Consider the following 25,690-nt stretch of genomic DNA (forward strand, 5'->3'; position numbering starts at 1 on the left):
GAGTGAGGAGAGCGTAACTATATCGGTAATTATCAGTGATCTAGTACTGATACTGGTAACCAATATTCCATTGCTTGGCATTTTGTGAGCTATCCACGGCCGCGATACTGCTACTCATATCATAATCGGCGTAGCCAATATTGACAGAGGAATTATCGTTGAAGAAGTGCGTGGCGCCGACAGAATACCCGTCAGCGTCACCGCTTAGGATGACACCAACATTGAAACTGGTTCTTTTGGTAAAGTAGAATTCGGCAGCAGCACTGATGGCATCATCATTATAATCTATGTCGTCGCCGTAAATAGTGGCGGTGGCACTAACGCTGATGTATTGCTCGGTACCCACCTGAGTGAAGTATTTGGTATTTAAGGTGCTGACGGCAGTATCTTCGTCGGTATTGAATGCAAAACCAAGGTAGTCGTTGTCTTTTAACGGTACAACATACTCTGCCGTAAAGGTGAACAGGGAGTTGTCGCCGTCAAAAAGGTCACTGGTACTGTCGAAAGACGTATTATATACCGACAGCTTAAAGTCCTGGGTGATAAAGTAACCCAGCCCAACGGTGACCTGGTCGTTATTATCATTAAAAGATGCACTGCCACTCACTACCCAGTCACTGAACAGGTATTCACCTCGTACCGCTTGTGAATCCGCATCATCGCTGGAGAGTACTGAGCCACTAACAAAACTCTGTTGGTTGATATACTGAAATTCTTTGTTAGGCCCCATGGTGGGACGCGGCGTAAAGTAATACGCTGCGTTAAGGCTCCAGGTATCGGTATTATTTTTTAATAATGTATCCTGCTGCTCAAATTCGCTATTCGTTGCAGAGTAACTGGCATTCAGAAATGTTTGATAGTTATCTGCGCCGGTTGCACTCATCGACACAATAGCACTGGCAATGGCGTAAAAAGTAATTCGCTTTTGCATAAAAGTTCCTTCTTAGGTAGAGGTGTAAAATCGCTGTGAATGTGGCCTGACATAAATGGTCGGGAGACCGTTATCACTAGGGTCTGTTGACGTTTTGTGTACAAATTTTGGTCTAAATGAAAGCATTTTAATCGCGAAACAGCCCTGCAGGCCTAGTGGTTCTAAGTCAAAGGGCTGTGACAAAGAGTAAAATGCTTTCATAACGACCCCTTCGGGCAGCGACTGTGTGCCATTTATACTGCGTTAACTGTTTTTGATTTAGACCCACTAGACCTGCAAACAGTTGTCTTGTCTAAATGGCACACAGACCGCTGCAAAAATGAACAGAAAACGTCAACAGACCCTAATATGTGCTTTGTATCACACAGGCCGATATACAAATACCCAAAGTTTGATCCAAGTGTAAGCAACTGTTTCATTCGTAACTTTTAGAAACTCTCAGGCTTATAAACGCGCTAAATAGCGTATTTAACCCTCTGCGGGTGGATTATTATCTTTGCTGCCAGCGTTTGCAGAGTGACGCAAACCGCCATGCCATACCCATACAAAGCTCGCATGCTAACGGGTACACAATAGTTGATGTATTTACTCAGGTATTAGATAATAGGGGCAATATCGGCCGAAATGTTTCGGTGTGTGTTTGAGGTGCTTATGTCTGTAGAAATGGCGTTACCAATCGACTTTTCGGATGCTGCTGCCAGTAAGGTGCGGGAGCTTGTGGAAGAAGAAGAAAACTCGAATTTGAAACTGCGGGTATATGTAACAGGCGGTGGCTGTTCGGGATTTCAGTACGGATTTACGTTCGATGAGAAGGTTAATGAAGGCGATATGGCCATTGAGAAAAACGATGTCACGCTGGTAGTTGATCCCATGAGCCTGCAGTATCTGGTAGGCGGCACGGTAGACTATGTTGATGGTCTTGAGGGATCGCGCTTTTTGGTGAATAACCCTAATGCCACGACCACCTGTGGTTGTGGAGCGAGCTTCAGCGTTTAATGTAACAGGTGAATACGATGAAACTTTACGGTTCGACAACCTCTCCCTTTGTACGTCGTATTCGGCTGTGTCTTACCGGTAAAGCATATGAGTTCGTTAATATGGATATCTTTTCCGGATCGGGACGCGAACTGCTAAGAGCAAAAAATCCCGCATTAAAAGTGCCAATGCTTGAAGATGACGGGCAGATGATATTTGACTCGCGGGTGATTCACCGCTATCTGCAAGATAAATTTAATCAGGCCCCGCTGAGCTGGGATGAGGAAAACCTGCTCACCCTGATTGATGCGGCCAACGACGCATTTGTGCAGCGAATGATGCTGATGCGTTCGGGTATAGCGCACGACGCAGACAAGCTTATCTTTACTTTACAGGATGAGCGCTTCAGTACGACGCTGTCGACATTAGAAAACAGCGTGCAACACGGCGGTTTTGAGCAGTGGAACTACCCGTCGATGTGTTTGTACTGCCTGCTCGACTGGGTGATATTCCGTGAGCTCTACAGCTTTGAGGAATACCCAAATCTACATGCTTTCTGGCATGCACATCAAAATACGACCAACGTTGCTGAGACAGATCCCCGACAATAACAACCAGCGTTATCTGCAGTTATGTTATGCGTCATTACTTGCCGGGGCAACACTGGCTGATAGGGCTACCGGTAATGTTAGTAGCCTTTATCAAAGTCAAAAACATAGTTGAGCGGCGTGTCATTGAGCCATCGCTGTAAGTTGTCATGAAAAACCATCGCCACGTCTGACTCCTTTGAAATAGCCGCGGTATGCTGCGTCACGTAAGTATTAGGCAGTGTCCAGTAGGGGTGAGTGTCCGGCAATGGCTCCTCAATGAATACATCAAGAACCGCAGCGCGGATGTGCGCCTGAGTTAACGCCGCAATCAGTGCGTCGTCGTCAATAACAACCCCGCGTCCGGCGTTAATCAGCACACTGTGCTCAGGCATGGCAGCTAAAAAGGGCGCATCGATAAACTTGTGTGTGGCGGGTGTATCGGGTAATAAACTCACTACATAATCGCAGCGGCGCGCAAAGTCGAGTTTTTGGTGGGGGGTAAATACCGCGTCATATTCATTGCTAGCGTTACCGCTGCGATTAAGCCCGATAACCTGCATACCAAATACCTTTGCAGCGCTGGCAACTGACGAGGCAATGTGGCCAGCACCGGCTATGCCCAGTGTTTGTCCGGCCAGGGCGTTGTATTCGGGCGCTTGCCATTTGTTTTCGCCAGCGTCTTGCGCTTGCTTAAAGCCCGCTATATTGCGCGCAAAATAAAGCAGGTAGGCAAACACATATTCGCGCATTTGTTGGCCGAAGATACCTTTCACACCAGTGAGTTGATAGTCGCGCTTTGGCGCTCTTAACAGCGGGGCGTTGCCCGCCCAGGTCGACTGCGCCCATGCTACGTTATGACAGTCATTTATGACCTGTACCAGCAGATCCGGGTCTCCGAGCATGAGTTGGACCTGAGGAGTCTGGATATCTGCGGGTTGGTCGCTGCACCAACGTATCGACACACAATCGGGAAGCAGCGGTGTCAGCAGTCGTGCGTAGGTTTTACAATCGCGACTTAAAATAGCCAGTCGCCAGGGGCTGGTTGCGGGCTTCACCATAACAAACGCTTAGCATCTTTCATTAAACAATCTGTGCTTCAGAGCATATCATGATTATGGCGGCATGGCGCTGAGGCGAATTAATACAATGGGGCTGCTGTCAGCGCAAACACGCATTCACGTGTTTGCGCGCCGTGGGGTTAGCTTATGGCTGCAACGTCGTTTTTACCACTTTCTGCCTGGTAATCGGGATGGTCGCTGTAGCCCTCACGACCACCGCCATACCATTGACTCGGATCGTCAAAAGGCGCCAGCGGGTAATTGTGTTTAAAGCGGACAGGTAAATCAGGATTTGTGATCCAGGGGCGGCCAAAGGCTATCATGTCGGCATCACCGTCGGCGATCCGCTGTTCAGCCGTGTCTTTGTCATAGCCGCAATTACCGATCAACATACCATCGAATACATGTCTGAAATCTTTCAATGTCATGGGCTCACCACGTTCGTGAAAGCCAAATGCCAGGCCGTCCATGACATGTAAGTAACCTAACTTCAGTTCATTCAGTCGGGTGGCAACAAACATGTAGGTTTCACGGTAGTCATCGGCACCCATGTCATTGAAAACGCCGTTGGGCGATAATCGTACGCCAACGTTTTGTGCCGGCCAAACCGTAAGCACAGCTTGCAGTACCTCAGCAAAAAAACGATAGCGGTTTTCCAGGCTGCCACCGTAGTCATCGTCGCGCTGGTTGCTGCGGCTATCTAAGAACTGGTTAATGAGATACCCATTGGCGGCGTGCACCTCGATGCCGTCGAAGCCTGCTTCTTTAGCATTTACTGCTGCCTGACGATAATCCTCAACCGTCCGCTTGATATCCTCTGCGGTCATGGCCTTTGGCACTTCAAAGGCTTTTTTACCTGTACTCGTATGGATTTCACTGCCGTCACTGATGGCCACGGCGGAGGCCGACAACGGTAATTCGCCGTTATGAAAGTCACTATGGGAAGCACGGCCTGTATGCCACATTTGCAGGATCATTTTACTGCCGGCTTTGTGCACTCTGTCGGTGATACTACGCCAACCGGCGACCATTTCGTCAGTATAAATACCCGGGGCATCGACCCAGCCATTGCCTTCGGGCGAAATACTTGTGGCTTCACTGATCAGTAAACCCCCCGATGCGCGCTGGGTGTAGTAATCGCCCATAATCGTATTTGGCACGCGGTCTGGACCAGCGCGTCCACGAGTGAGAGGGGCGAGCACCATTCTGTTGTTAAGCTCAGTACCAGCCCAGTTAATAGTAGAAAAAAGATTCGATTCGGACACAGATACTCCTTGGGTTGCCTTGGTTACGGCGTCGTTGTTAATTATCCGGCGTAAGATACGCATAAAAGCCGCATTTAGATTGTTGGCGTGTTGCCATTGAATACAGGAGAAATGGGGGTGGCTACGTCGAATTCAATAAGAGTGTAAAAAGAGTGGTGACCACAGTGGCAACAATCAACGAGAGTTACAGGCTGCGAATATCTGGTATTGCGCTCAACCAGCCGGAATAAAACTACCTAAAACCACCGCCCGTTCGGCGCCGGTTACTGATGGCACATTGCCCGGAACCTGATGTAAATAAGCCCAGGCAAGCCAGGCAAAAGCGACGCCCTCTACCCATTGCGGGGGAAGCTTAAGCGCCGTTGTCGGAGCAACCGAAACAGAGGGTAACTGCCTGTCTAACCGGGTCATCAGACATTGATTAAAAGCACCACCTCCACAGACATAACACTCGTGTATAGCAGGTAAGGCATTAATGGCGTCGGCAATGGTGGTGGCGGTCAGGGCTAATATTGTGGCTTGCACATCAACTGGTTCGATAGGCGGGAATGCCGCCAGATGCTGCTGCAGCCATTTAAGATTAAAGTATTCTCGACCGGTGCTTTTGGGCCCCGTCTGGCTAAAATAGGGATCAGCCAGCAAAGTATTGAGCAACGGTTCATTTACCACACCCTGGCTCGCCCAGGTGCCCGATTCATCAAAGGGCTGGTTGCAATGCAACTGGCACCAGGCATCCATTAATACATTGCCAGGCCCGGTATCAAAGCCACTAATCAAGCCGCGATCGGTGCCCTGCAGTACGGTAATATTGGCGAATCCGCCAATATTAACAATCACCCGGTGGCGCCCTTCGGCGGCAAACTGTGCAGCATGAAACGCCGGTACCAGTGGCGCCCCCTGCCCACCAAAGGCGATATCTTTACGGCGAAAATCGGCTACCACATCAATGCCGGTGAGTGCCGCTATGGTGTGCGGGTCGCCGATTTGCAGTGTAAAGCCGGTGCTCCCCGTGGCAGACGGCGCTCCGTTAGGGTAGTGGCGAATAGTTTGGCCATGGGAGCCGATAGCCATAATGTCGGCGGGTGAAAGATGCTGTTCAAGCAATAATTTATTCACCGCATCGGCAAATGTTGTTGCCACCAGGCGGTCAGCCTGTCCCATCAGATTAATTTCATTTGGGGTTGTGTCACACAGCTGATGAAGCAAGGAGAGTAGTTCAGGCGGGTATGCAACGTGGGTTGCGGCAATTGGCGCGGTTGCCTGAGTGGTTATATCGGCGAGGATGGCATCCACGCCATCCATACTGGTGCCCGACATCACGCCAATAAAATAGGCCATGGCTTATTGCATGGCCAGCATAATGCGCCGCGAAGTGTTTAACTGTGCCATACGATGCTCTGCAATTTGCATAAAGGCTTCGCGCTGGCTTTCGTCGATAGGCAAGGCTTTGGGTAAGTCCACTGTGCGTGGGTTACGGTGCACGCCATCAACCAGGAACTCATAATGCACATGCGGACCCGACGCTAAACCAGTGCTGCCCAGGTAGCCTATGGTTTGTCCCTGCTTAACAATGTCGCCTTTTTTAACGGCGCGCTTGGTAAAGTGTAAATACTTAGTGGTGTACTTTTCACCGTGCTGAATAAATACATGGTGGCCGTTGTATTTGTCGTACGCAGACTTAATGACTTTACCATTACCCGCTGCCATCACCGGCGTGCCACGGGCGGCGACGTAATCGGTGCCGCGATGCGCTTTCCAGCGTTTTTGAACCGGGTGAAAGCGTGCTTTACTGAAATTTGAGCTAACGTATTTAAAATTAATCGGCGCACGCAGGAAACTCTTGCGCATACTGCGACCTTCCGGGGTGTAATAGTTGCCGTCACTATGCTGGATAGCCTGAAACTGTTCACCCTGATTGATAAACTCGGCCGCGACGATATCACCATAACCGACAAACTCGCCGTCAATGTAGCGCTCTTCGAAGACCACATTAAAGGTATCACCGGCTCTGATTTCCATTGCAAAGTCGATATCCCAGCCAAAAATGCCGGCCAGATGCATTATCTGGTTATCGGTTAACCCTGCGGTAATGCCTGCATTCCAAAAGCTCGACGTGATTTCGCCCTGGGCAAAATTATGACGCACTTCCACAGGCTTGCTGTCGATACGGGAAATCAGCGATAAGTTGTCTTTCGCGGGCTCAATATAGAGGGTGTCGGTGGGCGAAAGCGCATAGCGAAGACCGAAAAACTGGTTGTCCACCACGTTAAGGTCGAGCTTGTCTCCCGGTAACAGTGTTACCAGGGTTTTTGCCTGTTCACCGGCGTGACTAACGGCATAGGTATCTTTTGCACTGAGGCCGGCCCGTTTGAAAATTTTTGCCAGTGTGTCGCCACTTTTAACCGTAAAGGTTTGCCACAAAGGCTCATCGTCGTAGACAAACTCCTTGGTGGTTTCCGGCACAGTCAGCGACAAGGGATATCGCTTGCCCGTTTCCAGAATAAGAGATTCAGTATGACGCGACGCTTCCACCTTTTCAGAAGGAAGGGCAATCATTAAACCAATAAATGCACTGGCGGCAATCAGACCTATACGGTGCGGCCGCGGCATTTGCTTAAATAAATCAGTGAGTAACTGAGGATGCATATTCTTCTTCATAACATGCCGAGAATAGCGTTTTCATCACGGATATGCCAGCGTAATTGAGTGAATTCAGGGTAAAAATTGTCGCTTGAGGGCAATTTTTGGCTGCCTTTGCGTGATAAAACAGATAAAGGGTTTAAATAGACCCCTAGCGGGCGTAAAATGCCCGCCCAGAACCGAAGTTAGATGGAAACCAATGAAATGAGTGACTGGCAAGCAGCGCTGGCTGAAATTAAACGGGGGGCCGATGAAATTTTGCCCGAAGACGCCCTGATCGAAAAACTAAAATCAGGCAAACCACTGACCATTAAAGCCGGCTTTGATCCTACCGCGCCAGATTTACACCTGGGCCATACTGTCTTGATCAATAAACTGCGTGCCTTTCAGCAGCTCGGTCATAAAGTGGTATTTTTGATCGGCGACTTTACCGGCCTTATTGGCGATCCAACGGGTAAAAATGTTACCCGTAAGCCGCTGACTCAGGAGCAGGTCATGGCCAATGCCCAGACCTATCAGGATCAGGTGTTTAAAATTCTCGACGCCGATAAAACCGAGATCCGGTTTAATTCTGAGTGGATGAATAAGCTGGGTGCAGCCGGCATGATTAAACTTGCTGCCAGCCAGACTGTAGCAAGAATGCTCGAGCGTGATGATTTTAAAAAGCGCTATAACAATGGCCAGCCCATTGCGATCCATGAATTTTTGTATCCTCTGGTACAAGGGTGGGACTCCGTCGCTCTGAAAGCCGACGTAGAACTGGGCGGCACCGACCAGCGTTTTAACCTTTTAATGGGCCGTGAACTGCAAAAAGAGCAGGGTCAGGCGCAACAAGTTGTGTTGATGATGCCATTACTGGAAGGCCTTGATGGCGTGCAGAAGATGTCGAAGTCACTGAACAACTACATTGGTATCACCGATGCACCCAATGATATGTTCGGTAAAATCATGTCGATTTCTGACGAGTTGATGTGGCGTTATTTCGATTTGTTAAGCTTTAAGCCACTGGAAGAGATTGCCCGCTTAAAAGCGCAGATGGCTGAAGGCGCTAATCCGCGTGATATCAAAATTAGTTTGGCAAAAGAAATCATTGCGCGCTTTCACAGCGAAGATGACGCCGAAGCAGCACACCAGGACTTTATTCAACGGTTTCAGAAAAACGCCATTCCTGATGAAATGCCCGAAGTGACCATTACCCTGACTGACGGTGAAATTGCCATTGGTAACCTGCTCAAAACAGCCGGTTTAGTGGGGTCAACGTCTGACGCGTTGCGAATGATTAAGCAAGGCGCGGTAAAAATTAACGGCGAAAAGGTTACCGATACCCGTATGGTGTTAACCGAAAAAGGAGGCAGTGTGTATCAGGTGGGAAAACGTAAGTTTGCCCGCATTACACTCGCCTGAAAATAACACCCGGGGGCATAACTGCTGAGCACTTAAAAAGCAACCAGCATGTTTGCCTAATCACTATCAACTAATCCAAATCAGCAAGCGCGGTTTGGGTTAGCTGATGTCGTCAAACCGCAGTAGCATTTCCGCCGCCACGCATTCGCAGGATTGCACACAGGCGGGACATTCATAGCCTTCATAGAGCGCCGCATGTTGCCACTTGTTGGGATGTTCTTTAATCAGGCGGCCGCCATTTTTACTGAAATACCGAAAGGCGCTGTTGCCGGGGCTAGCCAGCCATATGTGGGCCAACCCTGCGGTACTCCCTTGTTGTCTGGTGCTGTCGACAGCACATTTAAGCAGTGTTGAGCCTATGCCATAACCTTGCATAGCCGGGTCGACCGTGTTGCATTTAAAGTAGCACACCGTCGCCGGGTCGACCTGCCAGGCTGTTGGCGTGCTCCATTTATCGATATCCCATTGGCCTTGTGCGAAGGTCAGTCTGAAACCAACCATACGGTCATTATGAAACGCGGCAATGCTGGCATTAACACCGTCTTTTAAGCCCCGCTCATAATACTCTGTGAGATTATGCTGATTCAGATAGCCATCACCCTGCACACGGTTACCCAGCGCTAATACCTCGGCAAAATGTGCCGGTGTCAGCGCCGTGTACTGAATGTCGGCGTTACTTTTTTTTGCCACCCAGATCAATTCCTTTTAAATGTACATCAAGTGCGTCCAGTGAGATTCGAATCTCCAGCACGGATTGCCACAAGCTGTAGAGCAAAAAGATCAGGCTGGCGGCAAATAACCAGTTCCCTGCGTTCTGGTAAGAAAGGTAGATAGCCAGCATCGATAACACGCACAAGAAAAAACTGAATACGCCGGTTTCCTGCATTCGCTTTATGTAATGAATACGTTTTCGCAGATTTTTTATTTGCGCCTGGGTGTTTTCATTGTTTTCGCCATTATCGAAATGGCGGATCAATGACGCAAGGGTAAGAAACCGGTTGGTGTAAGCCAGTAGCAATAAAGAAATCGCCGGGAACAACATGGCCGGCGTGGCAATATCTATAGTCATAAAGTAGTCAGTGCTGCAACAATGGCGACAATGATGCCGCGAAATCATCCTTGTGTCTACGCCAGTAGTAATGCTTAAGGCTTGATACTGGCATTGCGCTTGCAACCTTTGGTAACGTCGAAATAGTCAGGCGGTAAACCACGGCACCAATGCGCCCGCGAGCGCGTTGAGCGCGGCGCAACCGCGTGGTGTGATGATAAATCACTTTGGCTGTGCATCATCCGCGTGCTGTGGACTGGATTGACGGTACTGGTTGACTTTGTGGCAAAGCGAGTCGATTGCACCGGTTATGCGCAGCGTAAAGCGATGTAAGGCATTACCATTAGCGGTAATCAGTGGTGCCGTTATCACTTCGCGGTGGCCCGCCCAAAACTGCTCTAACGCCGGGACTTCCTGGTCGCTGGCGGCAATTAATAGTTGTGGTTGACGCAGCAATACCTGCTTAACAGACACTTCCGGGTAGTCAATCGGCGAGTCATTAAAGATATTGCTGGCACCACAGACACTGAGCACATGATTAGCCCAGGCCCCCTGGCCAATGGTCATCAGTGGTTGGCTCCACATGTAGTAAAAGACATTAACCCTGCTTTGTTCACTGTATTGCTGACGGGTTTGTTGCAGGCTGTGCAGAAAATCAGTGGTTAATCGCTGCGCCAGAGCCGATTTACCGAGCAGTTCTGCGACGTCGTTTATTTCGGTTGCGATATCTTCCAACGATTGTGGTTGTGAGACATAAACCTTTATGCCAAGGCTTTTTAAGCGGGCGATATCCTGCGGTTTATTACCGCCGCCCCAGGCCAGCACTAAATCGGGCTCCAGCGCCAGTAAAGCACTAAAGTCAACGCCCTGATAATCGGCCACTATAGGTAATGAGATGTTTTCGTCGGGATAGTTACTGTAGGCGCTAACCCCTACCAGCTGCTGCTCTGACTGGAGACTGTATACCCACTCTGTGAGATGCGGTGACAAGGTAACAATACGCTGACCGGCATTCACCGATAGCGGTATGCATACCAGCAAGAAACACCAATTCCATGGCCTCGCCAGTAAATAGTTAAATAATTTCATAGTTTTAACTGCCAAAATACTAACAGCAACAAGGTTAGTAAGGTAACCAGTAGCCAGGTAGCACGATTGATAGCCCTTAGGGTAAAAGTGAGGTCAGATAAACGCACCTGACGAGCGCCGCCAACGCGGGTATGACGGTATGTAATGTTGTCATAAATTGCCGGTCCGCCAAGGGTGATCCCCATACCGCCGCCAAACAAAGCCAGTAATAACGACGTAAGGTCGCGTTGCCTGGCTTGCCAACAGGCCCGGATTGCGTCCAGCGGCGATGTGCAAAGCACGAGCAGTATTGCGCCCACACAATAAGGCGGCACAATCAAACACTGGGTTAACCAATAGGCGGGGAGGCTGAAATACTTATTGCCGATGTTTTTGCGATGCCACTGCCAGCGAAATTCGAGCAATAACCGATAGCTCAGGGCTGCCAGCGGGCCAAGCAGAAAATACCAAAACAGGACGCCGATAAACTGCTGCAAAAAGCGCAGTAAATAGGCTTCGATGGCAGCCTTGGCAATACCAATGTCCGACAATCTGGTGGTTTGCCGGGCAACAAGTTGATTCAGGCGTTCCCGCGCCAGTATTTTTTTGTTATTGCTCAACGCTGCGATGACACTTTTATACTGTCGTCTGACCGGATAAAAGTTGAGGCAGATAAATAAAATTACGGCGTCAAAAAACCACTGGTAATAAGCCACACTGATGATGAGCGCAAGGACAATAAGAAAGGGAACCGTCAGTACCAGTATGCCCAGCGAACCACTAATATAATGTTGTAATGCCGGCGAGCTGGCTGTCGGGCGCACTTTCTTCGCCAGATTGATGACCAGCAGGCGATATAAGGTGAGGGGATGCACCTGCGCCGAAATACGCCACACGCGGTCGGTGATGATCACAATCAATGCGATCATCACTGTCAGCGTCAGTGCGGGCGGCAACGTAAAAGTGTTCATCAACGGAGCAATAGTGTCTGATGTTATTTGGTATCTGCCAGTTGAGCAATCATATTGATGACCAGTTCAGCTGAATTTTTAGCGGCTTTTTCCAGATAGGCAGTAAATGACACCGTTGAGGTTTTGCCTGCAATGTCTGACAACGACCGAATCACCAGGCACGGTGTACTGAGCATAAAGCAAGTTTGTGCGATTGCAGCACCTTCCATTTCCACAGCACTCATTGACGGAAACTGCTCGCGCAGTTTCGCTGCGGCATCGTCGGAGCCAATGAAGGAGTCTCCGGTGCAAATCAAGCCGCGTTTAGTGACAACATGGAGTGCATTATTGGCGGCGGTTTCTGCGGCGTTAATGAGGCTTTCGTCACATTGGTAAACGGCAGGCATCCCGGCAACCTGACCGGGTTCGTAACCAAAATGGGTGATATCAACGTCATGATGGGCGATGGTGTCGCCAATCACCAAATCACCAATATTCAGGCGTTTGTCAAAACCACCCGCTGAGCCAGTATTAACCACGTAGTCAGGCGCATAATGGTTGATTAACATCGTGCTGGCCACGGCTGCAGCCACTTTACCAATACCACACTTTACCACGACAACATCGACGCCATGTAAGGCGCCCGAATAAAATGTCAGGTGGCCCCGTTGCTCGGTGCTCATGTCGCTGAGTGACTCTTTAAGTAGCGCAATTTCCTGATCCATTGCACCCAGAATACCAATTTTCATAGTTTGCCTTTATATCAAAGTGAGAGCAGCAGTACGTTAATGCGCAGCTGTTAGCGCATTAAGTCTACCTAAAACTGACGAAAGTGTAATATGAATGACTACCGGGGTATACATGCCGACACATGAAAAAGCGCAGACATGCTGCGCTTTATCGGCTGGTGTCATTAGTAGCTGCCTATACCGCTGACCGTATCAGGCGGCAACCTGCTCGCTACTGGGCTGGCGACTGGAGCGCACCGGCCGGGTAGGGCGTTTAGGCGCCGGCGGATTCATCTTGCTGGCTGCCACGCGGGCTTGTTGCTTTCGCAAGGGGATAAGCTTGGTTTCGATACACTCTTTTACCTCTTCAATAGAATATCCCGATTTCACCTTAAAGCGAGCGTGGGGGATACCTGCGGCATCTAGGGCACCGGAGACAAACCAGTCACGTTGGGTTTTGTAACCTTCTTTACCTTGCTTGTGCACCAGATCAATAGCTAACACGGGGGTCATGTCATCGCGCCGGCATAATACAAAGTCCAGCTGCTTACCTCCGGCACGCATCAGTGCCTGCCTGGCCTGACGTTTATTAGTGCTGTCACGTACTGCCAGCAAATCGTTTAAGCGTACGCGAGGCATGATTCGAAATTCACGGCCAACCGCCTGTTCGAGCAGGTTAATAAACGAATGCTCTACCTGCGTAAATAATTGAGGTTTCTTTCGGAAAGGAAAGCTCACACCGTGATCAGAAAGCTTAAGCGCACCGACGGTTACAACGATCAGTAACATGAATAATACAATGGCTAGTTCCATAATCTTCCTCAACACTTGATTAACTGTCCGGTTGTCAAATTTATGACGCAACCGAATTGGATTTATCTTTGTGGAAGAAATTGCAAGGAAGGTGCCAATTACTCGCTGGTGGCTGGCGTGTGATCCTGTTTGCTTAATACCAGAATATCGACTTGGGCGCCGTTATCATCGGGTGACACAACGATTCTTACGTTTTGCTTTGGGTTGAGCAGCAGGACCCGTTCGTTAGGGGTATCCTGACGGGATAATTCGGGCATTTGTGTAAGGTAGTAGCTGACCAGTGCAGCAGGGCTGGTAGAGACGAAATACACTAATGAAGCCGGCAATTCGATGTCAAAATGCTGACACTGTTTTGCCGCCTCGTGCACGACCACGTCGTGAAACTGCCCCGGGCAAGTACTCATTTTGGGCTGCATGGTGGGGGCCGTAGTGGCCTGAGCATGTAAAGATGTTGCTATACTCATGCATGCCAGCATAGCGCACAGCGTTGATCGTAAGCGCATATTCATCGTCAGTAGCGTCGTAATATTCATTTACTCACTATAGGGGAGGCGTTGAAGTGGCGCAATTGCCGTGCTACAGATTAAAGTATGCAAACACCGAAGCAGGTATAAAAAACGGAGCCTGTTGGCTCCGTTTAACATGAATCATGATGACCGGGTTTAAACGCCCATGTAGTCGAGAATGCCGTCTGCGGCTTTACGACCTTCATCGATAGCGGTAACTACCAGATCGCTTCCTCGAACCATATCACCCCCGGCAAAAATTTTCGGGTTAGAGGTTTGATAAGCGAACTTACCTTTAGCAGGTGCTCTGACCCGGCCTTTTTCGTCAAGAATAATACCGTAGTCAGCAAACCATGGCGCCGGACTTGGCTGAAAACCAAAGGCAATAATAACGGCGTCGGCTTCGAGGACAAACTCAGAGTCTTCGACCACTACCGGGCGACGACGTCCTGCTGCATCCGGCTCACCCATTTCGGTGCGCACCAGTTTGACACCTACCGCTTTACCGGTTTCGTCGACGGCGATGTCTAACGGTTGCACGTTGAATTCAAATTCAACCCCTTCCTCGCGCGCATTAACCACTTCCCGACGAGAACCGGGCATGCTTTGCTCATCACGACGGTAGGCACAGGTAACACTGGTGGCATTCTGACGGATCGAGGTGCGTACGCAGTCCATGGTGGTATCACCACCACCGAGCACTACCACCTTCTTGCCTTTCATATCAATGAAATCAGCCGCGTCTTTCTCCAGTCCCATTACTCTGTTGGTATTAGAGATCAGGAATGGCAGCGCTTCGTAAACACCCTTTGCGCCTTCATTATCAAAGCCGCCTTTCATAGATTTGTATGTGCCCATACCCAGGAACACCGCATCATACTGATCAACCACTTCCTGAAAATCGAGATCTTTACCCACTTCGGTATTCAGGACAAACTCAATACCCATTTCAGTAAAGATTTCACGACGCAGTTTTATGACGTCTTTTTCCAGTTTAAAAGACGGGATCCCAAAGGTCAGCAATCCGCCGATTTCTTCATACTTGTCATACACCACCGGTTTGACCCCATTACGGACTAAAACGTCTGCACAGGCCAGGCCTGCAGGGCCAGCGCCGATGATGGCGACTTTCTTATCGGTCCAGGTAACACCGCTCATATCCGGGCGCCAGCCCATCTTAAAGGCCGTGTCGGTAATGTGTTTTTCGATGGAGCCAATGGTTACCGCACCAAAGTCATCATTGAGTGTACAATCGCCTTCACATAAGCGGTCTTGCGGACAAACCCGGCCACACACCTCCGGCAGGCTATTGGTTTTATGCGACAACTCGGCCGCTTCAATAAACTTGCCTTCGTTAGCCAGGGCTAACCACTGTGGAATATAGTTGTGTACCGGACATTTCCACTCACAATAAGGATTTCCGCAATCCAGGCAGCGGTCAGCCTGACCCTCCGCCTGTGAATTGGTTAACGGATGATAGATTTCTGCAAATCCGGCTTTACGATCACTGATCGGCTTTTTCGGCGGATCAATTCTCTCTACATCAACAAATTGATAAACATTCTTTGCCATTATTCTTTCACCTCTCTATTGCGCCTGGACGCGGAGTTCCGCGCTGGAACGACTGATATGGCCCAACAGATTTTTAACATCGCTGGTTTTTGGCTTAACCAGCTTAAAGCGGTTCAGTGAACCTGCGAAGTCGTGCAATATATCTAATGCAAACTGACTGCCGGTTTCTTCGTAGTGTTGATTGATCAGACCACGTAAATGCTCTGCCAAAATGACTTTGTCATCAATATCCAACACTTCAACTAACTCTGAGTTCACGCGGCTGCTCAAATCGCCCTGTTCATCGTACAGATAAGCAAAGCCACCGGTCATACCGGCGCCAAAGTTAATTCCTACCGGTCCAAGCACGGCGACAATACCGCCGGTCATGTATTCACAACCGTTATCACCGACACCTTCGACAACAGCAATAGCGCCAGAGTTTCTGACCCCAAAACGTTCACCGGCACGGCCCGCCGCAAACAGCTTACCGCCCGTGGCACCATATAAACAGGTGTTACCCATAATGGCACTCTCGTGACCGTTAAATTCGCCATTGCGCGGTGGGTAGATTACCAGCTTACCGCCAGTCATGCCTTTACCCACGTAGTCATTGGCATCGCCTTCAATGCGCATATTAAGGCCGCCGGCATTCCACACGCCAAAGCTTTGCCCGGCAGTACCGGTGAAGCTTACCGTGATCGGCATTTCTTCCATGTCGTGGTTACCGTAATGCTTGGCAATTTCGCCCGACAATAAAGCACCCACAGAGCGGTCTGTATTGCGAATGGGGTAGCTAAGGTTAATACCACAGCCTTTAACGACCGCTTCTTTGGCATCTTTTAGCATTTTCGCGTTCAATACGCCCTTATCCAGCGGCGCATTGGTTGTCTCGCTACAAAACAGCAGGGTGTGCTTGCCAGCAACCGGCTTCGCCAGGATAGGTGACAAATCCAGCTTGTTTTGTTTAGCGGTCTGACCGTCGAGTAATTCCAGCAATTCGGTGCGACCCACCAGCTCGTCAAATTTACGCACGCCCATTGAGGCCATGATTTCGCGAACTTCCTGAGCCACGAATTTGAAGTAATTCATAACCATTTCAGGCAGACCGATAAAGTAGTCGCTACGCAGTTTTTCGTCTTGCGTTGCCACGCCGGTAGCACAGTTATTGAGGTGGCAAATACGCAGGTATTTACAACCCAACGCAACCATTGGACCAGTACCAAAGCCAAAGCTTTCAGCACCTAAAATCCCGGCTTTAACCACATCCAGTCCTGTTTTCAGGCCGCCGTCGGTTTGTACCCGAACCTTATGACGCAGACCGTTTTCAACCAGTGCCTGCTGAGTTTCAGACAAGCCAAGTTCAAAGGGGCTACCGGCATATTTTACCGAGGTAAGCGGGCTTGCGCCTGTGCCGCCGTCATAGCCAGATATGGTGATTAAATCGGCATAGGCTTTCGCAACGCCTGTGGCAATGGTACCAACACCGGGCTCCGACACTAATTTCACTGAGATCAGTGCGGTCGGATTAACTTGTTTCAGGTCGAAAATCAGCTGAGCTAAATCTTCAATCGAGTAAATATCATGGTGTGGAGGCGGAGAAATAAGGGTTACTCCAGGCACCGAGAAGCGCAGCTGGGCAATATACTTATTAACCTTATCGCCGGGTAACTGACCGCCCTCACCGGGTTTCGCACCCTGCGCCACTTTAATTTGAATCACGTTTGCATTCACCAGGTAATGCGGCGTGACACCAAAGCGGCCCGACGCGACCTGTTTGATTTTCGAGTTGCGCTCGGTGTTGAATCGCTTCGGATCCTCACCACCTTCACCTGAGTTAGACTTACCACCCAAACGGTTCATCGCAATGGCCAGCGCTTCGTGCGCTTCCGGACTCAGTGCACCAATTGACATCGCAGCGGTATCAAACCGTGTATACAGGTGTTCTGGCCCTTCTACTTCGCTGATGTCAATCGCTTCCGCGCCGGCTTTAATGCCCATTAAATCGCGTAAATGTGCTGGCGGGCGCTCGTTAACTAACGCTGCAAATTGCTGATAATCTGAGTATTCACCCGACACCACCGCTTTTTGCAGGGTTTTGACGACATCCGGGTTGTAAGCGTGGTACTCACCATCATGGACATACTTAAGCAGGCCACCATGAGAAATATTCTTACGTTTAAGCCAGGCAACGCGTGCCAGGTTAACCGTGTCTTGCTGGAAGTCTTCAAATGAAGCACCCTGCAACCGTGATGTGACGTTTTTAAAGCACAGTTCCATTACGTCATGACTAATACCGATGGCTTCAAACAACTTGGCGCTGCGATAGCTCGCCACAGTGCTGATCCCCATCTTAGACATGATTTTATACAGGCCTTTGTTAATCCCTTTACGGTAGTTCAGCATGGCTTGCATAGGCGTAATATCTAAGTCGCCTTTTTCACATAGCTGTTCAATCGTTTCGTAGGCCAGGAAAGGATAAACCGCCGTTGCCCCTAATCCTATGAGTACTGCAAAGTGATGCGGGTCGCGGGCTGAGGCTGTTTCGATAACGATGTTAGCATCGCACCTTAACTGCTGATCAACTAAACGACGGTGTACAGCACCAACCGCCATGGCAGCCGGCACAGGCAATTTATTTTGCTTAATATTGCGATCGGATAACACAACAAACGCCGCGCGTTTTTGTTTTACCAGATATTCAACTTCGTGACAGATGCGCTCAATCGCTTTTTTGAGGCCTTCATCCGGGGCATATTGCAGATCAACCACCTCTGAGTAATAGTGCTCAGGGTTGTATTCACGCAATTGCTTGAGATCGGTGTACATCAGTATCGGCGACTGGAACAGAACCCGGTTAGCATAGCCACTGGTTTCGCTGAATACGTTTTGCTCTCGTCCTATACAGGTCGCCAGCGACATCACGTGATTTTCGCGCAATGGATCAATCGGCGGGTTTGTGACCTGCGCAAACTGCTGGCGGAAATAGTCATATAAAGTACGATGTTTGGATGACATAACCGCCATAGGCGTGTCGTCACCCATTGAGCCAACGGCTTCCTGACCGTCTTTACCCAACACTTTAATAACCTGATGAATTTCTTCGTAACTATAGCCAAAGAGCTTGTGATAAACCGACATAGTGTTGTCGTCGAACACGCGCTGTCCAATCAGAGACGCATCGAGCTTTTCAATGGGCGTTAACGAGCGAATATTTTTCTCAATCCACTCGTGGTAAGGATGGCGATCTTTAAGGTCGTCATCTATTTCAGTGGAGCGCCATATTTTGCCGTTATAGGTATCTACTGCGAGCATTTCGCCCGGACCTACGCGACCTTTTTCGACCACATCTTCTGGCTGGTAATCCCAAATACCTACTTCTGAGGCAAGCGTAATAAAGCCATTTTTGGTGATCACATAACGGGCAGGACGTAAGCCGTTACGGTCAAGGTTACACGCCACGTGGCGACCGTTGGTCATTACGATACCCGCCGGGCCATCCCAGGGTTCCATGTGCATTGAGTTAAACTCATAAAAGGCACGTAATTTTGGATCCATAGTGGCATTGTTTTGATACGCTGGCGGCACTAACAAACGCATGGCGCGGAATAAATCCATACCACCGGCCAAAAATAGCTCCAGCATATTATCCAGTGACGATGAGTCTGAACCTTCTGTGTTCACATAAGGGGCCGCATCTTTTAAATCAGGGATCAGTGGTGTGGCAAACTTGCCCGTACGCGCCAATGCCCAGTCGCGGTTACCTTTAATGGTGTTAATTTCACCGTTGTGAGCAAGGTAGCGGAAAGGTTGTGCCAGTGGCCACTTAGGTAGCGTGTTGGTTGAAAAGCGCTGGTGGAAAACACAAATGCTGCTTTTCATATTCTCATCTGCCAGATCTTTATAAAAAGTCGGCAGATCCTTAGGCATTACTAAGCCTTTATAGATCGTCACCAGCGCTGACAGACACGCAACGTAAAATTCTTTGTCTTCAGCAAGACGCTTTTCGACCCGGCGACGCACCATGAATAAACGACGTTCGAGATCGCGTTTACGCCACCCCGGCGGTGCATTAACAAAGACCTGTTCAATTTGTGGGACGCCGGTTAATGCCAGTTCACCCAGCACATCATGGTTTACCGGGACTTCGCGCCAGCCAACCACTTCCAGGGTTTCTTTTTCTAACTCTTCATTCACGACATCGCGGGCTGCTTGTGCCAGTTTCTCGTCCTGATTAAGAAAAATCATACCCACCGCGTATTTCTTGCTCAGATTCCAGCCGTGTTGTTCTGCAATCAGGCGGAAGAAAGCGTCGGGTTTTTGCAACAGCAAACCACAGCCGTCACCGGTTTTGCCATCTGCGGCAATGCCGCCACGATGTTGCATACGGTCGAGGCCTTCTATGGCTGTAGTAACCAGCGAGTGGCTTGCTTTGCCCTCTATATGGGCAATCAAACCAAATCCACAGTTATCCCGTGAATCATTGGGATTATATAAACTCATCTCTTAACTCCTTAAACCTTGACTGGGTAAGGTATGCGCTGTTCTGAACACCAGAGGAGGCGTTTTACAGCGACGTTGCTACGCGTAATAAACTGAAAAAATTATGAAAATCAGTTTGCGCTGGTTTGTCGTTAATTATTATTAGTGGATACCAGTCATATACCGCATTTTTATGCACTATTGCCAAGCGGGCCGTACAAAATACCCATATTAATGGGTAAAATCAATCGGAAAGTGAAAGCCAGGTCGGTGCAAATCGTATACTATCTTTTATTTTTATAAAAAACAGATGGTTATCTATTTCGTCCAGTGGTCAAAAAATCAAAAAAAATCACTCTCTAGAGGAATTCTACGGCGGAGCGTGATGACGGAGATTAAACTTAAGTTGCATAAAAAGTCGATAATAGTGGGTACTTACCCATTTTTGATCAACTGTTTCGAACTTTACTCTTCGGTCTGAAATTAACCAGCTAAATAAATAACCTGTACTACATTACATCAAAATTGATGCATAAACACTCAACAATTTACCTCAACCCATAGCGGGTTTTCCAGCATATCACCTATTAAATCAATAAATACAGCAAAAACCCAGCCCCAACTTGGTGGCACAGCACTCTGCTAACCGATGACGGCGTTTAAGTCCGGCAGTAGCAAAAGACACCGTCGCGGACTGTAGGTTATTGGTTAGTGGCCGGGCTGATATTAGACGTGTTAATCGCTTATTGTGGTGAGATCATTTTCGCTAACATAAAAGTTGTGGGTACTTAACCACTGTTGTGCTGTTTGGAATGACGTAAAGTGCTGCAGCTCAAATGCACCAGGAGCATTTTTGAGCATTTTGTTTAGCTGGTATTCCTTTAACATATTATCACTGTAAACATGCGCTGCACATACCAACTGGTGCTCAGCGCACCAGCCCGCGAGCTCTTTTATTACAGGTTCAATCTCGGGCGTACCCAGCACCCATTGGTCCAAGTACACCATGTGAGCCCAGGGTTTATTGCTAAGTGGTAAGGCTGCCACCATAAACTCACGGTTATAAGCCGTAGCGATCCGCCCATTCCAAATGCCGTGAACTCTGGCGTGCAGTATATTGCCAGTTGTCCAGAGTCTGTAACCACCGTTTGTTGTCATCAGTTGCGTAAAGAGAGAGTTGATTTACTTGTCTATTAGTATAACTCAGATACAGAAAATACATAAAAAATAGTCATCAATAACAGCGCATAAGCGTTATATATTACAAGCGGGAGCAGTAAACCAGGCATTAAAGCGCTGCCGACATTTATTTTCCTGATGGGCAAGACCTGTTAGGATGTTGGCACATTTATCTGAAGTATTTTTGCTATGCACCCTGAAACTCCTAACGATTCCTGGGCAATTCGTTTTGCTCAGTTTATCCAGCGCTTTGGCACTATAAAAGTCAGTGTTCTGTTTGTTTTACTCACCCTTGCATTTACTGTTGGCGGCTCTTACGTGATTCGTCTCAGCCTGGGAAGCGATATACAGCCTGATGACTTTATCAGTGCGGTAATCCTTACGATGTTATCAGCCCCCTGGGTGCTATATTTTTTTAGTGAGTTAGTTAAACATTTAGAAAATTCGCGCACTAATCTTAAAGAAGTTGTCACGCAGTTAGAGCACCTGCGTGAGGAAGATGTTTTTTTAAACCGTGAATTGCAAAATAACATTCGCCAACTCAACCATGAAATTGAACAGCGCAAGCACGCCCAGGCAGAGCGCGAAACCGTATTTAAAGAGCTCGAAAAAGAAATTCAGGATAAATCCGAAAAAGAAGCTCAGGCGCGCCGGCTGTCAACGTTATTGCGTTCAATCATCGATGCCTCACCTGATTTAATTTACTACCGTAATGAAGAAGGCCGGTTTGCAGGGTGTAACCGTGTAGCCGAGCAACTCACCGGAATGTCTGAGAAAGAGTTGCTCGGACTGACCCCGCACGACGTTTATGAAGAGGAGTTGGCTCGCCAGGTAGTGGCCAGCGATCATGAAGTACTTGAAACGAATGCCAGTATCACCGACGAACTGTGGCTGCGTTTTGCCGATGGCCGTCGACGCTTTTTTGAAATGCGCCGGGTACCGTTTTTTGACAATGAAGGAAACCGGCTCGGGTTGTTAGCCTTTGGTCGGGACATGACCGAGCGCAAGCAGGCAGAAAATGCTGCAGCCAAAGCCAGCACTGATAAAACCCGTTTTATTGCCACCATTAGCCATGAGTTGCGTACGCCGCTCAATGGTATTGTTGGCTTGAGTCGCATGCTGCGCGATACCGAACTTAACGAAGAGCAATGGAGTTGGGTAAGTACTATCTACGCCAGCGCCATAACTCTGGGTAATATTTTTAATGACATCATTGACTTAGATAAGCTCGATCGTGACAAACTGGAATTGTCACTTAAAACGGTTTCTCTACGGGATTTCACCGAAGAGCTTAGTTCTATTATCCAATTGCTAGCGCGCGATAAATCGCTAGAGTTGATTACCAATATTGTCGAACCGCTGCCTAAACAAGTAGAAGTGGACGGTACGCGGTTACGCCAAATTCTGTGGAATATTCTGTTCAACGCGGTGAAATTTACCCAAAAAGGGCATGTATCACTGACCGTGTCAGCAAGCCGACCAGATAATGATATCTCCCTGGTGACCTATGTGATTGAGGACACCGGGGTGGGGATTCCCGACAGTGAAATAGAAAAGATCTTTGCCATGTATTACCAGGTGGATCACCCTGATCATCAGTCGGCAACCGGCACCGGTATAGGTCTGGCTATTTGTAAACAAATGGTGGATCTCATGCACGGTGATATCCGAGTCGAAAGTGAACAAGGCCACGGCACGCGGTTTATTGTGGAATTGCCATTGCAAATTTCCAAACGCCCTATGCAGGTTGCACAGTTGCAGGTGACCGACCTCAATATTTTGCTGGTCGAGGACATCGAACTGAACGTGATGGTTGCCAAAGCCCTGCTAGAAAAGCTTGGTCAGCACGTTGATGTGGCCATGACCGGTCAGGAGGCCATAGATAAGGCCAGGCAGCAAACCTACGATCTTATTTTACTCGATATCCAACTGCCGGATATGAACGGTTTTGAAGTTGCTGCGACGTTGCACGAGGAAGATCTGGTCATGCAAACGCCGATTGTGGCGTTGACCGCGAATGTAATCAAAAAGCGTGAAGAATATCTGCAAAACGGCATGGATGATGTCATTGCCAAGCCGGTCAAGAAGAGCCGGGTTGTTGAAGTACTCAATCTGCTCTTTGCTGAGCCCGAATTACAGGCATCTGATGAAAAAGTCCCCCAGGCAACGCAAAGCAAAAAGCTCGACTCCACTAAAGTGCTGACTAACATCCTCGACATGGATCTGCTGCAAATGCTGGTTGATACCATTGGCGAAGATATGGTTAGAGCCAGTGTTAAAGTGTTCCACGAGAAAATGCCAGAGTACATGGAAATTCTGCAGCTCAGTTTAAGTGCCGATGAAAAGTCAGAAGTGTGCGCCCAGGCCCACAAAATTAAAGGCGCTGCCAGCTCGGTTGGTCTGGCACGTGTCCAACGCATTGCGAATCAGATACAGCAAGGCGATCATCCGGCGTGGTGGCAAAATGTGCATGACTGGGTAGAAGAGCTGCAAATGGCGGTTCCCCATGATATGGAAAAACTCCACGACTGGCTTAATGAGCAAACCATCGACGACTAATCATCTTGCTGGCTGATAAATGCGTGACAGCCGCATAGACAATAAGCATAGTCGTTAGGGTACGTAATTCACTATGGTTGCCGCGCTGGCGGGGTAAGCGGTGGGTGGTTGTCAGATGGCTCAGCAAAAAGGTATTGAAGCGTTAGTGCTCAATCGCGATATTACATGTTTTGCTGGTGCTGTTTGATGACCGAGTCGAGCCATTCTCTGGCGTCTTCCCGGCCGTCGAAAAAGGCAACCTCGTGGCCGTCCATTTGATACAAAGCGTTGAACTGATGGCGTGATAACTTAGGTGAATTGACGTTTTCGAACACAATGGCTGTGGCGACGCGGCCTAACCTAATCTCTTTTTGTACTTGTTTGCGAAGCAGTGCGAAAGCTTCGGGCACATACACTGCTTCACCTTCAAAGTTGGCCAGAACTGCCCAGGGCGAACCATACATTGCCTGGATTTGCTGCATCAAACGTGCCTCGGTCAATTGTAATGATTCGGCGTTCCATGGTCCTTTGCCGCGTAAATGCACAATGCGTCCGTCGACTGAAACCAGTAATGTGCCGTGTTGTTTAAACTTTCTTGCCATATGCTTCCCTTGGCGCGCAGCAGACCGCGTTAACTGTTTCAACTGTGCAGCGTAAACCTAAGGTAAGACAGAGTAAACCGTTAGAGGATATAAAGAAAGTGATCAGCGCAGTCAAATCAGCGCTGACCACGTTGAACGCTAAATCTGCGGGGCAGGGATATGTACCCGACCTTCCATAAGTATACGTGCACTGCGGCTCATTACCGCTTTGGTGGCCGTCCATTTGCCATGCATGTGCAGCGCTTCGGCGCCAACACTTAAGGTGCCTGACGGATGGCCAAACACCACACTTTGCCGGTCAACCCCGCCGGCCGCCTCATTGACCAGGGTGCCGGGGATCGCGGCAGCGGTGGCAATGGCAACGGCGGCGGTGCCCATCATGGCGTGATGCAGTTTACCCATGGACAGGGCTCTTACCAGCATGTCCATGTCATCAATACCAATTGCTTTGCCACTCGATGAGGTATACGCCCGTGGCGGCGCAACAAAGGCTATCTTGGGCGTATGCTGGCGGGCCGCAGCCTCACTTAACTGCTTGATCAGGCCCATTTTGAGCGCGCCGTAGGCACGTAAAGACTCAAACCGGGCCAGGGCCACGGGATCGCTGTTAATGTCGTCCTGTAACTCTGTGCCGGTGTAGCCAATATCGGCGGCGTTGACAAAAATAGTGGGAATACCGGCGTTGATCATAGTGGCCTTAAGCCGGCCGAACTCGGGTACGTCCAGATCATCCACCAGATTGCCGGTAGGGAACATGTCACCTTCACCGTCGGCCGGATCCATAAACTCGACCTTTACTTCAGCGGCCGGGAAAGTGACCCCGTCTAAGTCAAAGTTACCGGTTTCCTGTACCACGCCATTGGTAATGGGGACATGCACGTTAATGGCTTTGCCGATATTCACCTGCCATATCCGCACAACCACTTCACCGTTGTTAGGGATCCGCAGACTATCCACCAGCCCGTTATTAACGGCAAATGCGCCCACGGCAGCGGTTAAATTACCGCAATTGCCGCTGTAGTCTATATAGGGTTTATCGATGGATACCTGGCCAAATAAGTAGTCGACATCGTAGCCGCGACGTTTACTTTTGCTAACGATAACCGCTTTACTGGTACTGGATGTCGCACCGCCCATACCATCAGTGTGTTTAGCGTAGGGATCAGGACTGCCAATCACACGCAGCAACATGGCGTCGCGATAGGCGCCGGGTTGCTGCGCGGCAAGGGGTAAGTCGGTCAGATTAAAAAAAACGCCTTTACTGGTTCCGCCGCGCATGTAGGTGGCCGGAATTTGAATTTGTGGTGCAAACGCCATAATGTTTCTCTGCAAGATGTCAGTTTGATCATCGTGGGGCGCAAT

General features: G+C 49.1%; 21 protein-coding genes. 4 read left to right on the top strand and 17 right to left on the bottom strand.

All coding sequences use genetic code 11. The features are described from left to right. Window positions 1–40: 40 nt before the first annotated feature. Entirely contained in the window at window positions 41–931 is an 891-nt protein-coding gene (locus tag OIK42_RS17430) for a putative porin (protein WP_273642365.1), read from the bottom strand. Window positions 932–1,582: 651 nt separating this feature from the next. Here OIK42_RS17430 and erpA point away from each other — a divergent pair. Both erpA and OIK42_RS17440 read left to right on the top strand, forming a co-directional pair. Further along, complete coding sequence (gene erpA / locus OIK42_RS17435; protein WP_273642366.1) at window positions 1,583–1,927, top strand: iron-sulfur cluster insertion protein ErpA; 345 nt, start codon at window positions 1,583–1,585, stop codon at window positions 1,925–1,927. Window positions 1,928–1,944: 17 nt separating this feature from the next. Then, window positions 1,945–2,517 carry a glutathione S-transferase family protein gene (locus OIK42_RS17440; RefSeq protein ID WP_273642367.1) on the top strand — a complete coding sequence of 191 codons (573 nt, stop codon included), beginning with the start codon at window positions 1,945–1,947 and terminating at the stop codon, window positions 2,515–2,517. Between the two features lie 77 nt (window positions 2,518–2,594). Here the strand turns inward: OIK42_RS17440 and OIK42_RS17445 are convergent, their stop codons facing one another. The 4 genes from OIK42_RS17445 to OIK42_RS17460 form a co-directional block, all read right to left on the bottom strand. Continuing rightward, window positions 2,595–3,554: a D-2-hydroxyacid dehydrogenase gene (locus OIK42_RS17445; protein ID WP_273642368.1), complete on the bottom strand. Its 960-nt coding sequence runs from the start codon at window positions 3,552–3,554 to the stop codon at window positions 2,595–2,597. Between the two features lie 140 nt (window positions 3,555–3,694). Continuing rightward, entirely contained in the window at window positions 3,695–4,819 is a 1,125-nt protein-coding gene (locus tag OIK42_RS17450; RefSeq protein ID WP_273642369.1) for an alkene reductase, read from the bottom strand. 213 nt (window positions 4,820–5,032) lie between these two features. Continuing rightward, window positions 5,033–6,157, bottom strand: coding sequence for an anhydro-N-acetylmuramic acid kinase (locus OIK42_RS17455; protein ID WP_273642370.1), 1,125 nt, complete (start codon window positions 6,155–6,157; stop codon window positions 5,033–5,035). 3 nt (window positions 6,158–6,160) lie between these two features. Next, window positions 6,161–7,477 carry an OapA family protein gene (locus OIK42_RS17460; protein WP_273642371.1) on the bottom strand — a complete coding sequence of 439 codons (1,317 nt, stop codon included), beginning with the start codon at window positions 7,475–7,477 and terminating at the stop codon, window positions 6,161–6,163. A gap of 186 nt (window positions 7,478–7,663) precedes the next feature. Here OIK42_RS17460 and tyrS point away from each other — a divergent pair, with 186 nt between their 5' ends. After that, window positions 7,664–8,863 carry a tyrosine--tRNA ligase gene (gene tyrS, locus OIK42_RS17465; RefSeq protein WP_273642372.1) on the top strand — a complete coding sequence of 400 codons (1,200 nt, stop codon included), beginning with the start codon at window positions 7,664–7,666 and terminating at the stop codon, window positions 8,861–8,863. A gap of 99 nt (window positions 8,864–8,962) precedes the next feature. Here tyrS and OIK42_RS17470 read toward each other — a convergent pair whose 3' ends face one another. From OIK42_RS17470 to OIK42_RS17515, 10 genes are all read right to left on the bottom strand, one after another. Next, a complete protein-coding gene (locus OIK42_RS17470; RefSeq protein ID WP_273642373.1) occupies window positions 8,963–9,553 on the bottom strand; it encodes a GNAT family N-acetyltransferase in 591 nt (196 codons plus the stop codon). Continuing rightward, complete coding sequence (locus OIK42_RS17475; protein ID WP_273642375.1) at window positions 9,537–9,932, bottom strand: DUF2721 domain-containing protein; 396 nt, start codon at window positions 9,930–9,932, stop codon at window positions 9,537–9,539. The genes OIK42_RS17470 and OIK42_RS17475 overlap by 17 nt, the downstream gene beginning before the upstream one ends. A gap of 201 nt (window positions 9,933–10,133) precedes the next feature. Then, window positions 10,134–11,000 carry a cobalamin-binding protein gene (locus OIK42_RS17480; protein WP_273642376.1) on the bottom strand — a complete coding sequence of 289 codons (867 nt, stop codon included), beginning with the start codon at window positions 10,998–11,000 and terminating at the stop codon, window positions 10,134–10,136. Beyond that, window positions 10,997–11,950, bottom strand: a complete 954-nt coding sequence (locus tag OIK42_RS17485; RefSeq protein ID WP_273642377.1) for a cobalamin biosynthesis protein — start codon at window positions 11,948–11,950, stop codon at window positions 10,997–10,999. The genes OIK42_RS17480 and OIK42_RS17485 overlap by 4 nt, the downstream gene beginning before the upstream one ends. 23 nt (window positions 11,951–11,973) lie before the next feature. Then, window positions 11,974–12,678, bottom strand: coding sequence for a 5'-methylthioadenosine/adenosylhomocysteine nucleosidase (locus tag OIK42_RS17490; RefSeq protein ID WP_273642379.1), 705 nt, complete (start codon window positions 12,676–12,678; stop codon window positions 11,974–11,976). Window positions 12,679–12,870: 192 nt separating this feature from the next. Further along, complete coding sequence (locus tag OIK42_RS17495; RefSeq protein WP_273642380.1) at window positions 12,871–13,470, bottom strand: DUF2726 domain-containing protein; 600 nt, start codon at window positions 13,468–13,470, stop codon at window positions 12,871–12,873. Between the two features lie 98 nt (window positions 13,471–13,568). Continuing rightward, window positions 13,569–13,934, bottom strand: coding sequence for a hypothetical protein (locus tag OIK42_RS17500; protein WP_273642381.1), 366 nt, complete (start codon window positions 13,932–13,934; stop codon window positions 13,569–13,571). A gap of 198 nt (window positions 13,935–14,132) precedes the next feature. Beyond that, complete coding sequence (locus OIK42_RS17505; RefSeq protein WP_273642382.1) at window positions 14,133–15,548, bottom strand: glutamate synthase small subunit GltD family protein; 1,416 nt, start codon at window positions 15,546–15,548, stop codon at window positions 14,133–14,135. A 15-nt stretch (window positions 15,549–15,563) separates the two neighbouring features. Beyond that, a complete protein-coding gene (gene gltB / locus OIK42_RS17510; RefSeq protein ID WP_273642383.1) occupies window positions 15,564–20,030 on the bottom strand; it encodes a glutamate synthase large subunit in 4,467 nt (1,488 codons plus the stop codon). 714 nt (window positions 20,031–20,744) lie between these two features. Then, entirely contained in the window at window positions 20,745–21,167 is a 423-nt protein-coding gene (locus OIK42_RS17515) for a hypothetical protein (protein ID WP_273642384.1), read from the bottom strand. Between the two features lie 210 nt (window positions 21,168–21,377). Between OIK42_RS17515 and arcB the strand changes: the two genes are divergently transcribed. Beyond that, complete coding sequence (gene arcB / locus OIK42_RS17520) at window positions 21,378–23,747, top strand: aerobic respiration two-component sensor histidine kinase ArcB (RefSeq protein ID WP_273642386.1); 2,370 nt, start codon at window positions 21,378–21,380, stop codon at window positions 23,745–23,747. 161 nt (window positions 23,748–23,908) lie between these two features. Here arcB and OIK42_RS17525 read toward each other — a convergent pair whose 3' ends face one another. After that, entirely contained in the window at window positions 23,909–24,328 is a 420-nt protein-coding gene (locus OIK42_RS17525; protein ID WP_273642388.1) for a hypothetical protein, read from the bottom strand. Between the two features lie 138 nt (window positions 24,329–24,466). Beyond that, window positions 24,467–25,645 (bottom strand): 2-methylaconitate cis-trans isomerase PrpF, encoded by a 1,179-nt coding sequence (gene prpF / locus OIK42_RS17530; RefSeq protein ID WP_273642390.1) that lies wholly within the window; start codon window positions 25,643–25,645, stop codon window positions 24,467–24,469. Between the last annotated feature and the right edge of the window lie 45 nt (window positions 25,646–25,690).

Origin of the sequence: Alteromonas gilva (genome assembly GCF_028595265.1) — a bacterium.
Taxonomy (GTDB): Bacteria; Pseudomonadota; Gammaproteobacteria; order Enterobacterales; family Alteromonadaceae; genus Alteromonas; species Alteromonas gilva.

Coding starts and splice junctions, on each gene's coding strand:
- OIK42_RS17500 (WP_273642381.1), bottom strand. CDS start 13,934: ATGAGTATAGCAACATCTTTACATGCTCAGGCCACTACGGCCCCCACC.
- OIK42_RS17485 (WP_273642377.1), bottom strand. CDS start 11,950: ATGAACACTTTTACGTTGCCGCCCGCACTGACGCTGACAGTGATGATC.
- OIK42_RS17490 (WP_273642379.1), bottom strand. CDS start 12,678: ATGAAAATTGGTATTCTGGGTGCAATGGATCAGGAAATTGCGCTACTT.
- OIK42_RS17440 (WP_273642367.1), top strand. CDS start 1,945: ATGAAACTTTACGGTTCGACAACCTCTCCCTTTGTACGTCGTATTCGG.
- gltB (WP_273642383.1), bottom strand. CDS start 20,030: ATGAGTTTATATAATCCCAATGATTCACGGGATAACTGTGGATTTGGT.
- OIK42_RS17445 (WP_273642368.1), bottom strand. CDS start 3,554: ATGGTGAAGCCCGCAACCAGCCCCTGGCGACTGGCTATTTTAAGTCGC.
- OIK42_RS17475 (WP_273642375.1), bottom strand. CDS start 9,932: ATGACTATAGATATTGCCACGCCGGCCATGTTGTTCCCGGCGATTTCT.
- OIK42_RS17480 (WP_273642376.1), bottom strand. CDS start 11,000: ATGAAATTATTTAACTATTTACTGGCGAGGCCATGGAATTGGTGTTTC.
- OIK42_RS17455 (WP_273642370.1), bottom strand. CDS start 6,157: ATGGCCTATTTTATTGGCGTGATGTCGGGCACCAGTATGGATGGCGTG.
- OIK42_RS17495 (WP_273642380.1), bottom strand. CDS start 13,470: ATGGAACTAGCCATTGTATTATTCATGTTACTGATCGTTGTAACCGTC.
- OIK42_RS17515 (WP_273642384.1), bottom strand. CDS start 21,167: ATGACAACAAACGGTGGTTACAGACTCTGGACAACTGGCAATATACTG.
- OIK42_RS17430 (WP_273642365.1), bottom strand. CDS start 931: ATGCAAAAGCGAATTACTTTTTACGCCATTGCCAGTGCTATTGTGTCG.
- erpA (WP_273642366.1), top strand. CDS start 1,583: ATGTCTGTAGAAATGGCGTTACCAATCGACTTTTCGGATGCTGCTGCC.
- prpF (WP_273642390.1), bottom strand. CDS start 25,645: ATGGCGTTTGCACCACAAATTCAAATTCCGGCCACCTACATGCGCGGC.
- tyrS (WP_273642372.1), top strand. CDS start 7,664: ATGAGTGACTGGCAAGCAGCGCTGGCTGAAATTAAACGGGGGGCCGAT.
- OIK42_RS17460 (WP_273642371.1), bottom strand. CDS start 7,477: ATGAAGAAGAATATGCATCCTCAGTTACTCACTGATTTATTTAAGCAA.
- OIK42_RS17505 (WP_273642382.1), bottom strand. CDS start 15,548: ATGGCAAAGAATGTTTATCAATTTGTTGATGTAGAGAGAATTGATCCG.
- OIK42_RS17525 (WP_273642388.1), bottom strand. CDS start 24,328: ATGGCAAGAAAGTTTAAACAACACGGCACATTACTGGTTTCAGTCGAC.
- arcB (WP_273642386.1), top strand. CDS start 21,378: ATGCACCCTGAAACTCCTAACGATTCCTGGGCAATTCGTTTTGCTCAG.